This window comes from Vibrio sp. 10N.261.54.A5, from assembly GCF_041471145.1.
In the GTDB taxonomy this organism is placed as follows: Bacteria; Pseudomonadota; Gammaproteobacteria; order Enterobacterales; family Vibrionaceae; genus Vibrio; species Vibrio crassostreae_C.
Map to the genome: position 1 here is coordinate 1 of NZ_JBFRNU010000042.1, position 14,291 is coordinate 14,291.

Here is a 14,291-nt window from a genome sequence, read left to right on the forward strand (position 1 = left end):
GAAGTGATTGAACCACGTTACACTGAACTTATGGGTCTCGTTAACCAAACTATTGATACGGTTCAATTACAGCTACGAGATGAAGGTATTAAACACCACCTTGCAGCTGGCGTCGTTCTCACTGGTGGAGCGGCACAAATTGACGGATTGGTAGAGTGTGCGGAACGTGTTTTCCGCAATCAAGTTCGAGTTGGTAAGCCGTTAGAAGTTAGTGGCTTAACTGACTATGTTAAAGAGCCGTATCATTCTACGGCGGTTGGTTTACTTCATTACGCAAGAGATTGTCAGATCAGTGATGAAGGTGATTACAGCGAACCTAAGCGTTCAGCACCTTCTATGTCTGGTTTATTTGGCAAATTGCGTAATTGGATACAAAAAGAGTTTTAACCTGAGTTGCAGGAAAAAACGGAGATAACACATGTTTGAACCGATGATGGAAATGTCTGACGATGCAGTAATTAAAGTCGTTGGAGTTGGTGGCGGTGGCGGTAACGCTGTTGAGCACATGGTACGTGAATCAATCGAAGGCGTAGAATTCATCAGTGTTAACACTGATGCACAAGCACTTCGTAAAACAAGCGTGAGCAGCGTGATCCAAATTGGTGGTGATATCACTAAAGGTTTGGGCGCTGGTGCAAACCCACAAGTAGGCCGTGATGCAGCTCTAGAAGATCGAGAAAGAATTAAAGAAGTTCTAACTGGCGCCGATATGGTATTTATCGCAGCTGGTATGGGCGGTGGGACTGGTACAGGTGCTGCTCCAGTTATTGCTGAAGTTGCGAAAGAGTTGGGTGTGCTGACGGTTGCTGTTGTAACTAAGCCATTTAGCTTTGAAGGCAAAAAGCGTTTAGCGTTTGCTGAGCAAGGTATTGAAGAGCTTTCTAAACATGTGGATTCATTAATTACGATTCCAAATGAAAAGCTACTTAAAGTACTTGGCCGCGGCGTAACTCTGCTAGAAGCTTTCGCAAGTGCAAATGATGTACTTAAAAACGCTGTACAAGGTATCGCTGAGCTAATTACTCGCCCTGGTATGATTAACGTCGATTTCGCGGATGTTCGCACCGTAATGTCTGAGATGGGTCATGCAATGATGGGTAGCGGTATCGCAAAAGGTGAAGACCGTGCTGAAGAAGCTGCTGAAACAGCAATTTCTAGCCCACTACTAGAAGACATCGACCTAGCTGGCGCGCGTGGCGTTCTTGTGAACATCACTGCAGGCCTAGATATGCGTCTAGATGAGTTCGAAACAGTAGGTAATACAGTTAAGGCATTCGCATCTGATAATGCAACAGTTGTGATTGGTACTTCTCTAGACCCTGATATGACAGATGAAATCCGCGTAACTGTTGTTGCAACAGGTATCGGCACAGAGAAAAAACCAGACATTACATTAGTTGCTGGTGGTAAAGCTAAGGTTGCACCAACTCCTCAACCACAGGTAGCGGCTCAAACTGCACCAAAAGTGGAAGAGAAAGTGGCACAACCATTGCAAGAAAAAACTGAGGTTAAACCTCAAGTTAAGCCGCAACCAACAACGTCACCTGTTTCTTCAGGTACAGGCGCTAGCCAAAGTGCAGCACCTAAGGCTGAGAAAGAGAGTGGATACTTAGATATTCCAGCATTCTTACGACGTCAGGCTGATTAACAAATACCCAAAATTTGACTATCGTCGAATTAATGGTAAAATTCGCGGTCGGTAAATACTGACCGTGATTTGTAGCACTGATAACGAGGCAAGCAGATGATCAGACAACGTACTCTGAAAGAAATTGTGAAAACAACTGGTGTGGGTCTCCACTCTGGTCGTAAAGTCACACTTACTCTTCGCCCGGCAGCTGCAAATACAGGTATTGTTTATCGTCGTACAGATGTAAATCCACCTGTAGATTTCCCAGCTGATCCAGCGTCAGTTCGTGACACTATGCTATGTACAGCTCTTGTTAATGACGAAGGCGTACGTATCTCTACAGTGGAACACCTTAACGCAGCTTTAGCGGGTATGGGCATCGACAACATTATTGTTGAAGTAGATGCTCCTGAAATCCCAATTATGGATGGTAGCGCAAGCCCATTCGTATACTTGCTACAGCAAGCGGGTGTAGAAACACTGAATGCAGCGAAGCGTTTTATTCGTATCAAAAAGCCTATCCGTTTTGAAGATGGCGATAAGTGGGCAGAGTTTGTTCCATTTAACGGCTTCCGTATGGACTTTGAGATCGACTTTAACCACCCAGCAATTGAATCTGATGAGCAACGTTTGTTGTTTGATTTCTCTTCACAAGGTTTTGTGAAAGAAATCTCTCGCGCTCGTACTTTCGGCTTCATGCGCGACATTGAGTATCTACAATCTCAAAACCTAGTACTTGGTGGTAGCTTTGATAATGCTATCGTACTTGACGAATACCGAATTCTTAATGAAGAGGGTCTACGTTTTGACAATGAGTTCGTAACTCATAAAGTACTAGATGCGATTGGTGACTTGTACATGTGTGGACACGCTATTATTGGTGAGTTTCGTGCATACAAATCAGGTCACGGCCTAAACAACCAACTACTACGTGCAGTACTTGCTGACGCAGAAGCTTGGGAATGGGCAACATTCGAAGAAGAAGTAGGCTCTCCTGTTGCATTTGCTGAACCAGGAATGGTTCTAGCGTAATTGTTGTTTACAGCAATATAAGATTTCGAAAACCAGGTCATTGACCTGGTTTTTTTGTATCTATTTTCCAGATACAGTGTCGTCAACATACGAAAGTTGTCTCCCAATGAGCTGCAGTCTGGCTAATCCATCAGCAATTAGAAAGAAAAGTTCCAAGCACATCAAACAAATGGGGTTATAAATGGTTGTTGGTGTGAAAATTACTTACACTAAAGGGCATTAATTTTAACTCAAGCCTTGAAAACTCTACTCTCAAGTACAATATCAAAGATACTAGATTTATCTCAGTATCCTTGGTTAGTAACTGAAGACTAGTTCATAGCTAGTAGAGACACTGACGGCATTTAAAATAGATCGCGGACGATCTGAGAACGAAGAGATTCCAAGCACATGATTACTAAGCTGCTGACAAAGGTAATTGGCAGTCGCAATGACAGAACACTGCGCCGCCTTAGAAAAATTGTAAAAGAAATTAATAACTTCGAACCAACGTTTGAAGCACTTTCAGACGAAGAACTAAAAGCAAAAACGGTTGAATTTCGTGAGCGCTTAGATAAAGGTGAATCGCTAGACCAACTTCTACCTGAAGCATTTGCTACGGTACGTGAAGCGTCTAAGCGTGTTTACGGCATGCGTCACTTTGACGTGCAAATGATTGGTGGCATGGTTCTAAATGCTGGCCAAATTGCAGAAATGCGTACTGGTGAAGGTAAGACTCTTACAGCAACCCTACCAGCTTATCTTAACGCCCTACCTAGCAAAGGTGTTCACGTAGTAACGGTGAACGACTACCTAGCGAAGCGTGATGCGGAAACAAACCGCCCATTATTTGAATTCCTTGGTATGACTGTTGGCGTAAACGTGCCAAACATGGCTCCACCAGAGAAGAAAGAAGCGTACCAAGCGGATATCCTATACGGAACAAACAACGAGTTTGGCTTCGATTACCTACGTGACAACATGGCTTTCCGTGCTGAAGATCGTGTTCAACGTGAGCGCTTCTTTGCTGTTGTCGATGAGGTTGACTCAATCTTAATCGATGAAGCTCGTACTCCACTTATTATCTCTGGCCCAGCTGAAGATAGTTCAGATCTTTACACGCGTATTAACACGTTGATCCCTAACCTTGAGCGCCAAGATAAAGAAGATTCTGAAGAGTACCGTGGTGAAGGTCACTACACCTTGGACGAGAAATCGAAACAGGTTCACCTGACTGAAAACGGTCAAGAATTTGTAGAAGAGCTAATGGTCAAAAACGGCCTGATGGAAGAGGGTGACACGCTTTACTCTCCAACTAATATCAGCCTATTGCACCATGTTAATGCAGCGCTGCGTGCACACGTACTGTTTGAGAAAGACGTCGACTACATCGTTACTGAAGAAGGCGAAGTGGTTATCGTTGATGAACATACTGGTCGTACTATGCCAGGTCGTCGTTGGTCTGAAGGTTTACACCAAGCTGTTGAAGCTAAAGAAGGTGTGAAGATTCAGAATGAAAACCAGACGCTAGCATCGATTACATTCCAGAACTTCTTCCGTCTATACGAAAAACTGTCAGGTATGACAGGTACAGCCGATACAGAAGCTTTCGAATTTCAGTCTATCTACGGCCTAGAAACAGTGGTTATCCCAACCAACAAGCCTATGGTTCGTAACGATATGCCAGATGTGGTTTATCGTACCGAAGAAGACAAGTTCAATGCGATCATTGAAGACATCAAAGACCGTGTAGCTGCTGGTCAGCCATCATTGGTTGGTACGGTTTCTATCGAGAAGTCTGAACTACTGTCTAACGCACTGAAAAAAGCAAAAATTAAGCACAGCGTTCTAAATGCTAAATTCCACGAAATGGAAGCAGAGATCGTTGCACAAGCTGGTATGCCGAGTGCGGTAACTATCGCAACTAACATGGCTGGTCGTGGTACCGATATCGTATTAGGTGGTAGCTGGCAGGCACAAGTTGAGAAGCTAGAGAATCCAACCAAAGAGCAGTTCGAGAAGATCAAAGCTGACTGGAGAGTAATCCACGATAAAGTGCTTGAGTCAGGTGGTCTGCACATCATTGGTACTGAGCGTCATGAATCTCGCCGTATCGACAACCAGCTACGTGGTCGTTCTGGTCGTCAAGGTGATGCGGGTTCTTCTCGTTTCTACCTATCAATGGAAGATTCTCTGCTACGTATCTTCACATCGGATCGTATGGCTGGTCTTATCCAAAGTGGTATGGACGAAGGCGAAGCGATCGAATCTAAGATGCTTTCTCGCTCAATTGAAAAAGCACAACGTAAAGTTGAAGGTCGTAACTTCGATATTCGTAAGCAGCTTCTTGAGTACGATGATGTAGCCAATGACCAACGTAAAGTGGTTTATGAGCTTCGTGATGAACTGATGAGCTCTGACGATATCAGCGAGATGATCGAACACAACCGTGAAGATGTATTGGCATCAGTGATTGATGAATACATCGCACCTCAGTCTCTTGAAGATATGTGGGATATCGCGGGTCTGCAAGATCGTCTGAAGAATGACTTCGATCTAGACTTTGATATTCAAGGTTGGTTAGACGAAGACGACAAGCTTTATGAAGAAGCATTGCGTGAGCGTATTCTTGCTATGGCGGTTGATTCGTACAAACAGAAAGAAGAAGTGGTTGGTGCTCAAGTACTGCGTAACTTCGAGAAATCTGTGATGCTACAAACGCTAGACGGCCTTTGGAAAGAGCACTTGGCTGCGATGGATCACCTTCGTCAAGGTATCCACTTACGTGGTTATGCTCAGAAGAACCCGAAACAAGAGTACAAGCGCGAGTCGTTTGAACTGTTTGAAGGCCTACTAGATGTACTGAAAACAGACGTTGTTACCATCCTTTCTAAAGTGCGCGTTCAGCAACAAGAAGAAGTTGAAAAGATGGAAGCTCAACGTCAAGCTCAAGCTGAAGAAGCGGCGCGTCGTGCACAAGCGCAACATGCAACAGCTGAAAACCAGCTAGCTGACGATGACGCTGAAGCGGCATCTCCACAAACGGTAGTGCGTGACGAGCGTAAAGTTGGCCGTAACGAGCCATGCCCATGTGGTAGCGGTAAGAAGTACAAGCAGTGTCACGGTAAAATCGCGTAAGTTTAATGAATCGTTGCTGTAGCGCATGATAGCTGCGTTGGTGGTACTCACTTACAGTCGTAAGCTCCGTGCCACCGCCTTGCTCTCATACACTACAACTTAGCTTCATAAAACTGACAAATAGAATATAAAGAGTCGCTTAGGCGGCTCTTTTTGTATGTAAATTTCATGGCTTACTTTGTTACGCAAGGAAGTTGTCATTCCCTATAGCGAGGAGTGAGCGTAGTAGGGAATCTTGTTTAGTTAGGCTCGCGTAGTTTTAGATCCCCAACTCAGTCGTTCCTCTTTCTTGAGGATGACGTATTTAGGGACTATGTGAGTTCAGCGTTTTATTAAGGAACACCATCAATGAAAAGAATCCATATCGTAACGGGTATTATCTTCAATCAAGATAAGTCACAGGTCTTTATCACTAAGCGTCCAGATGACAAGCACAAAGGTGGCTTCTGGGAATTTCCAGGTGGCAAGGTTGAAGAGGGCGAAACTATTGAGCAAGCGATGACTCGCGAGCTTGATGAAGAGGTCGGTATCAAGGTGACCGAGCAGTCTCTGTTTGAGCATCTTGAATTTGATTACACGGATAAGTCACTTAAGTTCGATTTCATTCTCGTGACTGATTTTGAAGAGCAGCCTTATGGTAAAGAAGGTCAGCAAGGTGAATGGGTAAGCCTAGAATCATTGAATCAATACGCCTTCCCAGAGGCAAATGTGCCAATTTTAGAGCGAGTAATAAAAGAGTTTTCGTAATTGCTAGCCTGAGTTTGAGATTGTTGTTAGTTTAAAGAGATTAATCGATTGAACGTTGCTGCAAGAGATAAGTGGCAACGGTAACCAAAACAATGGAGATATTCGCAGTGGTAAGAATTGCAATTGCAGGAGCAGCGGGCCGCATGGGCCGCAACTTGGTGAAAGCCGCTCATCATAATTCAGAAGCAAGTGTTGGAGCTGGTTCAGAGCGTCCAGAGTCATCTTTGGTCGGCGTAGATGTCGGCGAGTTATGCGGTGAAGGTCGTTTTGATGTTGCTTTAGTCGATGATTTGTCTAAAGCCATCGAAGAGTTTGATGTGATTGTCGATTTTACTGCCCCTGTTAGCACATTAGCGAATATTGAACTTTGTAAACGTCACGGTAAAAAACTGATCATCGGTACAACGGGCTTCTCTGAAGAAGAGAAGCAGGTGATTGATGCTGCTTCAAAAGAGATGGCTATCGTAATGGCACCTAACTACAGCGTTGGTGTGAACCTGGTCTTTAAGCTGCTAGAGAAGGCCGCTAAAGTGATGGGCGATTACTGTGATGTCGAGATCGTTGAGGCTCATCACCGTCATAAAGTCGATGCACCGTCAGGTACTGCGATTGGTATGGGCGAAGCTATTGCGGGTGCTATGGGCAATGAGCTGAACGATGTAGCTGTATGGTCACGCGAGGGTATTACTGGCGAGCGCACTAAAGATGAGATTGGTTTCGCGACGATTCGTGCCGGTGACATTATTGGTGAACACACCGCTATGTTTGCTGATATCGGTGAACGAGTGGAAATTACCCATAAAGCTACTGATCGAATGACCTTTGCTAATGGCGCAATCAAGGCCGCGGTTTGGTTAAATGATAAACCAGCAGGCTTTTATACCATGACGGATGTGCTTGGTTTGAATGACCTATAAATAGATATTTATGCGCTGGCAATTGCCGGCGCTTTCTTTATTTGGTGCATTTTCCTTAGTAATCTCACTTCTCCGATCTTCCTTCTACTTTCTTCTTATCGCCTTTTTGACTCCATTTCTATGCTGTTTATGTGGTCTTTAGTGTGTTTTTTGTTTTAGATCTTTAAATTGTCATGTTTTCTCTTGGTATTTATCGATTGCGTTTTGTTGCTGATATTTTTATCACTCTATGGTTGGCTAAAATGAGGAGTGAAAATTAGAAAATCGTAATATTCGAGCTAAATGCGCATGAAAGTTGAACTTTTGGAGCTTTGAGGGGGTAAATTGAATTAGTCCTTACAAATGTTTAATTTCTTTTGAGTTAAATGTTGACACGTATCACGCAGATCACTAAAATACCGCCAATTTGTCTAATTTCCATAAACACGCAGTTTTTGGTGTTGCAGGAAGGTAGATTTGCAAATTAAATCAATTTTAATGCATTTTTATTTCTGGAGGTTGTCTTGAAGAAGTCAGCACTACTCGTCCTAGAAGATGGGACAGTATTTCACGGTGAAGCCATTGGCGCTGTAGGTTCTGCAGTTGGTGAAGTCGTTTTTAATACCTCGATGACGGGGTACCAAGAAATCCTCACTGATCCTTCCTATTCTCAACAAATCGTTACCCTTACTTACCCTCACATTGGCAATACCGGAACCAATTCCGAAGACGAAGAATCTTCTTCAATCCACGCTCAAGGCCTTGTGATTCGCGATCTCCCTCTAATCGCTTCTAACTTCCGTAATGAACAATCCCTTTCTGATTACCTTAAGTCGCAAAACGTTGTTGGTATCGCTGATATCGATACTCGTAAGCTGACGCGTATTCTTCGTGAAAAAGGCGCACAGAACGGTTGTATCGTAGCTGGCTCTTCAGTAAACGATGGAAACCTAGACGAAGCTCTAGCTCTTGCTAAAGCAAAAGAATTCCCTGGCCTGAAAGGTATGGACCTTGCGAAAGAAGTTACAACAAAAGAAGCGTATCAATGGAAACAAGGTTCGTGGACGCTTACGGGTGGACTTCCTGAAGCGAAAGCAGACTCAGAATTGCCATACCACGTTGTTGCTTATGACTTCGGTGCAAAACGAAACATCCTACGAATGCTTGTTGACCGCGGCTGCCGCCTAACGGTTGTTCCTGCTGAGACTTCAGCTGAAGAAGTACTTGCTCTGAACCCAGACGGTGTTTTCCTTTCAAACGGCCCTGGTGACCCAGAACCGTGTACTTACGCAATTGAAGCGACAAAAGTGTTCCTAGAAAAAGGCTTACCAATCTTCGGTATCTGTCTAGGTCACCAGATTCTTGCTCTTGCGTCAGGCGCTAAGACAGTGAAGATGAAGTTTGGTCACCACGGTGCAAACCACCCGGTTAAAGATTTAGATCGTGATGTTGTGATGATTACTTCGCAAAACCACGGCTTTGCTGCTGACGAAGAAACCCTTCCAGAGACACTACGTGCAACGCACAAATCACTATTTGATGGTTCTCTACAAGGTATTCACCGTACAGACAAACCAGCATTCAGCTTCCAAGGTCACCCTGAAGCGAGCCCAGGTCCAGAAGACGCAGCGCCGTTATTCGACCACTTTATTGAACTAATCAAACAGCACACAGCGTAATTCGGAGTAGTAGACAATGCCAAAACGTACTGACATTAAAAGTATTCTTATTCTAGGTGCTGGCCCGATCGTTATCGGCCAAGCATGTGAGTTCGATTACTCTGGTGCTCAAGCTTGTAAAGCGCTTCGCGAAGAAGGTTACCGAGTTATTCTTGTGAACTCGAACCCAGCGACAATCATGACTGACCCAGATATGGCAGATGCAACTTACATCGAGCCTATCCAATGGGAAGTTGTGCGTAACATCATCGCTAAAGAGAAGCCTGATGCAGTTCTACCTACTATGGGTGGCCAAACTGCATTGAACTGTGCTCTAGACCTAGAAAAGCACGGCGTTCTTGAAGAGTTCGGTGTTGAAATGATTGGTGCAACGGCTGACGCTATCGATAAAGCAGAAGACCGTTCACGCTTCGATAAAGCAATGAAAGCAATTGGCCTTGAGTGTCCAACTGCTGATACAGCGAAAACGATGGAAGAAGCTTACAAAGTTTTAGACATGGTTGGCTTCCCTTGTATCATTCGTCCATCGTTCACGATGGGTGGTACTGGTGGCGGTATCGCTTACAACAAAGAAGAATTTGAAGAAATCTGTCGTCGTGGTTTGGATCTATCTCCAACTAATGAACTTCTTATCGATGAATCACTTATCGGTTGGAAAGAGTACGAGATGGAAGTGGTTCGTGACAAAAACGACAACTGCATCATCGTATGTGCGATTGAAAACTTCGACCCAATGGGTATTCACACAGGTGACTCAATCACTGTGGCTCCAGCTCAAACGCTGACAGATAAAGAATACCAACTAATGCGTAACGCATCTCTAGCAGTACTGCGTGAGATTGGTGTTGAAACAGGTGGTTCAAACGTACAGTTTGGTATCAACCCGAAAGATGGCCGTATGGTTATCATCGAAATGAACCCACGTGTATCTCGCTCTTCTGCACTAGCATCTAAAGCAACAGGTTTCCCAATCGCTAAGATTGCAGCGAAACTGGCTGTTGGTTTCACGCTAGACGAGCTAATGAATGACATCACTGGCGGCGCAACTCCAGCATCATTCGAACCAACAATCGACTACGTAGTAACTAAGATTCCTCGTTTTAACTTCGAGAAGTTTGCAGGTGCTAACGACCGCCTAACGACGCAAATGAAGTCGGTTGGTGAAGTTATGGCTATCGGCCGTAACCAACAAGAATCTCTACAAAAAGCACTTCGCGGCCTAGAAGTTGGCGCGACTGGTTTTGACGAAATGGTAGACCTAGACGCACCAGATGCTCTAACGACTATCCGTCACGAACTTAAAGAAGCTGGCGCAGAGCGTATTTGGTACATCGCTGACGCATTCCGTGCTGGTATGTCGGTAGATGGTGTATTCAACCTAACGCAAATCGACCGTTGGTTCCTAGTTCAAATCGAAGACATCGTTAAGCTAGAGCAAGAACTTAAAGCGAAAGGCTTTGCTGGTCTAAATAAAGACGAGCTAAACAAGCTTAAGCGTAAAGGTTTTGCTGATGCGCGCCTATCTAAGATTCTAGGTGTAGCGGAAAGCGAAATCCGTCGTCTACGTGACCAATACGATATCCACCCGGTATACAAGCGTGTAGATACGTGTGCAGCTGAGTTCTCTTCAGATACGGCTTACATGTACTCATCTTACGATGACGAGTGTGAAGCAAACCCAACAGACAAAGAAAAAATCATGATTCTAGGCGGCGGTCCAAACCGTATCGGCCAAGGCATTGAATTTGACTACTGTTGTGTACACGCATCACTAGCGCTACGTGAAGATGGCTACGAAACTATCATGGTTAACTGTAACCCTGAGACAGTTTCTACAGACTACGATACGTCTGACCGTCTGTACTTCGAACCAGTAACTCTGGAAGACGTACTAGCAATCGCTCGTGTTGAGAAGCCAAAAGGCGTTATCGTTCAGTACGGTGGTCAAACGCCACTTAAACTGGCACGTGCTCTTGAAGCTGCTGGCGTACCAATCATCGGTACTAGCCCAGACGCAATCGACCGTGCAGAAGACCGTGAGCGTTTCCAAGTTGCTGTAGACCGTCTAGGCCTACTTCAACCAGAAAACGCGACAGTAACAACAATGGAGCAAGCGGTAGAGAAATCTCGTGAAATCGGCTTCCCACTTGTTGTACGTCCTTCTTACGTACTTGGTGGTCGTGCGATGGAAATCGTATACGACGAGCAAGACCTACGTCGCTACTTCAACGAAGCAGTTAGCGTATCAAACGAATCTCCAGTACTACTTGATAGCTTCCTAGATGACGCTGTTGAAGTAGACGTAGATGCGATTTGTGACGGTGAGCGCGTTGTAATCGGCGGTATTATGGAGCACATCGAGCAAGCGGGTGTTCACTCTGGTGACTCAGCATGTTCTCTTCCTGCATACACGCTAAGCCAAGAAATCCAAGACGTAATGCGCGAGCAAGTTGAAAAGCTAGCGTTCGAGTTGGGTGTTCGTGGTCTGATGAACACGCAGTTTGCTGTTAAGAACAATGAAGTGTACCTAATCGAGGTTAACCCTCGTGCAGCACGTACGGTTCCATTCGTATCTAAAGCAACTGGTGCGCCAATCGCTAAGATTGCCGCTCGTGTAATGGCGGGTCAATCTCTAGAGTCTCAAGGCTTTACGAAAGAAATCATCCCACCTTACTACTCAGTGAAAGAAGTTGTACTTCCATTCAACAAGTTCCCTGGTGTTGACCCACTGTTAGGCCCAGAAATGCGCTCTACTGGTGAAGTTATGGGTGTTGGTGCGACGTTCGCAGAAGCATACTCTAAAGCTGAATTGGGTTGTGGTAACATCTACCCAGAAGGCGGTCGTGCACTTCTTTCTGTTCGCGAAGGCGACAAAGAGCGTGTTGTTGACCTAGCATCTAAGCTATCTAAGCTTGGTTACCAGCTAGACGCAACTCACGGTACTGCGGTTATCCTTGGCGAAGCGGGCATCAACCCACGTCTAGTAAACAAGGTACACGAAGGTCGTCCTCACATTCTTGACCGTATCAAGAACAACGAGTACACGTACATCGTGAACACTGCAGCTGGCCGTCAAGCGATTGAAGATTCTAAAGTTCTTCGTCGTGGTGCACTTGCTGAGAAAGTTAACTACACGACTACGCTAAACGCTGCATTCGCGACTTGTATGGCGCACACTGCAGACGCGAAAACGTCAGTAACTTCAGTTCAAGAGCTACACGCTCAGGTTAAAGCTTCTCAAGCTTAATCGCCTAAAGTGTATCGCTGATATGCGGATATAAATGCTCAAAGCCCACTCCTCGGAGTGGGCTTTTTTATGTCTGTTATTCCGCGGTAGCTTAATGATGAATATTTGGAATAGGTTAGAATCTTGTGTTTCGTTATTGCTCGTCTGCTGTGAGTGGTAACTTGTCGCTACACAGGATTTTAAGGCGTTGGGTATATGGAAATCACTCTAGAAATATTGGCTATCTTGTTTGTTGTTGCAACGGCAGCAGGCTTTATTGATGCAATGGCTGGCGGCGGTGGGTTACTGACTCTACCTGCATTGCTAGCGGCTGGAGTTCCACCCACGCAGGCACTGGCAACCAACAAACTCCAAAGCTCATTTGGCAGCTTCTCCGCGAGTTGGTATTTCGTGCGCAACGGTATCGTCAGCATCAAAGAGATGCGCCTTGCTATCTTTTGTACCTTTATTGGCTCTGCAATTGGCGCTGAGTTAGTCCAGCACATTGATGCGAGCCTACTGACCAGTGTTATCCCACTGCTGCTTATCGCTATCTCTCTCTATTTCCTGTTGGCACCCCAAACTAGAGCGTCTGAAGGAAAACAGAAGATCTCTGAGGCCATGTTTGCTCTGTGTATTGGTGGCGGCGTGGGTTTCTATGATGGCTTTTTTGGCCCAGGAACAGGTTCTATCTTCACCGTCTGCTTTGTTGCTATTGGTCACTTCTCGTTAGTCGATGCTACGGCGCGTACTAAAGTACTTAACTTTACCTCGAATATCGCTGCCTTAATTTTCTTTATTTTGGCTGGTTTGCCTATTTGGGAGTTGGGATTAGTGATGGCGGTCGGTGGATTTATGGGCGCTCAGCTTGGCGCTAAAGTGGTGGTGACAAAAGGGCAGAAATGGATTCGCCCCCTTGTGATCGTGATGTCGATGCTAATGGCGTCTAAACTGCTTTGGGAACAGCATCAACAATCGATTCTATCAGTGTTTTAACTCGTGGAGACTGGTAACTATTTGGTCTGACACAGATATGAATCGGCCGAATCAAGCCTGCTAATTCGGTGAAGCTATACAGATATTGAGGCTCAATATTGAGTGTTTTTACGATAGAGAGCGGTATTAACGCTGGCCCAGTCCCGCCCAATGCAAGTTGAGCCGCTGCGGTGTAGGCATCCATCTCCATCAAGGGTTTGATACCAAACTTCTCTAATACAGAAAGTTGATAAGAATTGGCAGGGTTGGTCATGTCGTTAGTGATGACCATTGGAGGAAGCTCCGTTAGCGGTGACTTACTCACTATGTAAAACGGCTCATCAAATAGATGGAAGGTCATCAACCCATGATGCGGTGGCAGTAAGCCAGCACACAACCCCAAGGTCGCCTTACCAGATTGCACTCGCTCTATGATTCTCGGCGTGTGGTTGGTGGTAATGGTGATGTACTTATCTTGCTGGATGAACTGGCCCATCATCTCACCTAAATAACCGGCTATCAGAGACTTAGAGCTGTCTAGGGTGATGAGAGTAGTATCTTCCAACTCTTGCTGTTCATAAATAAGCCCGCGAAGTTCATTGAATGTCGGGCCAATACTCTCTATTAATGCTATCGCATCTGGCGTGAGTTTTATCTGTCGGCCACTCGGTTCAATGAGCTTTTTACCTAGCTTCTTTTCTAAATTCGCAATCCGTTTGCTGACCGCTGATTGGCTGATATAAAGCAAACTGCCTGTGCGGCTCATGGTCTTTGCTTTACTCAATACCAGTAGAGTTTCGATTCCTTCGAGTAGCATTGGGTTATATTCATGAAATTTGGGAATGATTGTTTCAACTTACCTCAAACAACATTCATTCTCTAGTCTTGAAACTAAAGCTTTGAACCAAGTTAGGTATTTTTAGCTATGCTCGCACGTGTAGCGCGAGAGCATAATAATTGTGTTGGGGAGCTCAAATTAAGAAAGGCTC

The 14,291-nt window shown here is 45.0% G+C and carries 10 protein-coding genes; 9 read left to right on the forward strand and 1 reads right to left on the reverse strand.

What is annotated here, in order from left to right:
• The 9 genes from AB4329_RS12790 to AB4329_RS12830 form a co-directional block, all read left to right on the forward strand.
• Positions 1–387: cell division FtsA domain-containing protein (locus tag AB4329_RS12790; protein ID WP_372138478.1), on the forward strand; the 387-nt coding region annotated here is incomplete at its 5' end.
• A gap of 31 nt (positions 388–418) precedes the next feature.
• On the forward strand, positions 419–1,648 hold the full coding sequence (ftsZ, locus tag AB4329_RS12795) for a cell division protein FtsZ (RefSeq protein ID WP_017059291.1): 1,230 nt from the start codon (positions 419–421) through the stop codon (positions 1,646–1,648).
• Between the two features lie 96 nt (positions 1,649–1,744).
• On the forward strand, positions 1,745–2,662 hold the full coding sequence (gene lpxC / locus AB4329_RS12800) for a UDP-3-O-acyl-N-acetylglucosamine deacetylase (protein ID WP_010434751.1): 918 nt from the start codon (positions 1,745–1,747) through the stop codon (positions 2,660–2,662).
• A 390-nt stretch (positions 2,663–3,052) separates the two neighbouring features.
• Entirely contained in the window at positions 3,053–5,779 is a 2,727-nt protein-coding gene (secA, locus tag AB4329_RS12805; protein ID WP_372138480.1) for a preprotein translocase subunit SecA, read from the forward strand.
• A gap of 348 nt (positions 5,780–6,127) precedes the next feature.
• Complete coding sequence (gene mutT, locus AB4329_RS12810; protein WP_372138482.1) at positions 6,128–6,526, forward strand: 8-oxo-dGTP diphosphatase MutT; 399 nt, start codon at positions 6,128–6,130, stop codon at positions 6,524–6,526.
• Positions 6,527–6,618: 92 nt separating this feature from the next.
• Positions 6,619–7,443 (forward strand): 4-hydroxy-tetrahydrodipicolinate reductase, encoded by an 825-nt coding sequence (gene dapB, locus AB4329_RS12815; RefSeq protein ID WP_020628676.1) that lies wholly within the window; start codon positions 6,619–6,621, stop codon positions 7,441–7,443.
• 503 nt (positions 7,444–7,946) lie between these two features.
• Entirely contained in the window at positions 7,947–9,101 is a 1,155-nt protein-coding gene (carA, locus tag AB4329_RS12820; protein WP_010434758.1) for a glutamine-hydrolyzing carbamoyl-phosphate synthase small subunit, read from the forward strand.
• Between the two features lie 16 nt (positions 9,102–9,117).
• Complete coding sequence (gene carB / locus AB4329_RS12825) at positions 9,118–12,348, forward strand: carbamoyl-phosphate synthase large subunit (protein WP_017059294.1); 3,231 nt, start codon at positions 9,118–9,120, stop codon at positions 12,346–12,348.
• Positions 12,349–12,543: 195 nt separating this feature from the next.
• Positions 12,544–13,323 carry a TSUP family transporter gene (locus tag AB4329_RS12830; protein WP_017059295.1) on the forward strand — a complete coding sequence of 260 codons (780 nt, stop codon included), beginning with the start codon at positions 12,544–12,546 and terminating at the stop codon, positions 13,321–13,323.
• Here the strand turns inward: AB4329_RS12830 and AB4329_RS12835 are convergent.
• Positions 13,274–14,119: a LysR family transcriptional regulator gene (locus tag AB4329_RS12835; RefSeq protein WP_017059296.1), complete on the reverse strand. Its 846-nt coding sequence runs from the start codon at positions 14,117–14,119 to the stop codon at positions 13,274–13,276. The genes AB4329_RS12830 and AB4329_RS12835 overlap by 50 nt on opposite strands.
• Positions 14,120–14,291 lie beyond the last annotated feature (172 nt).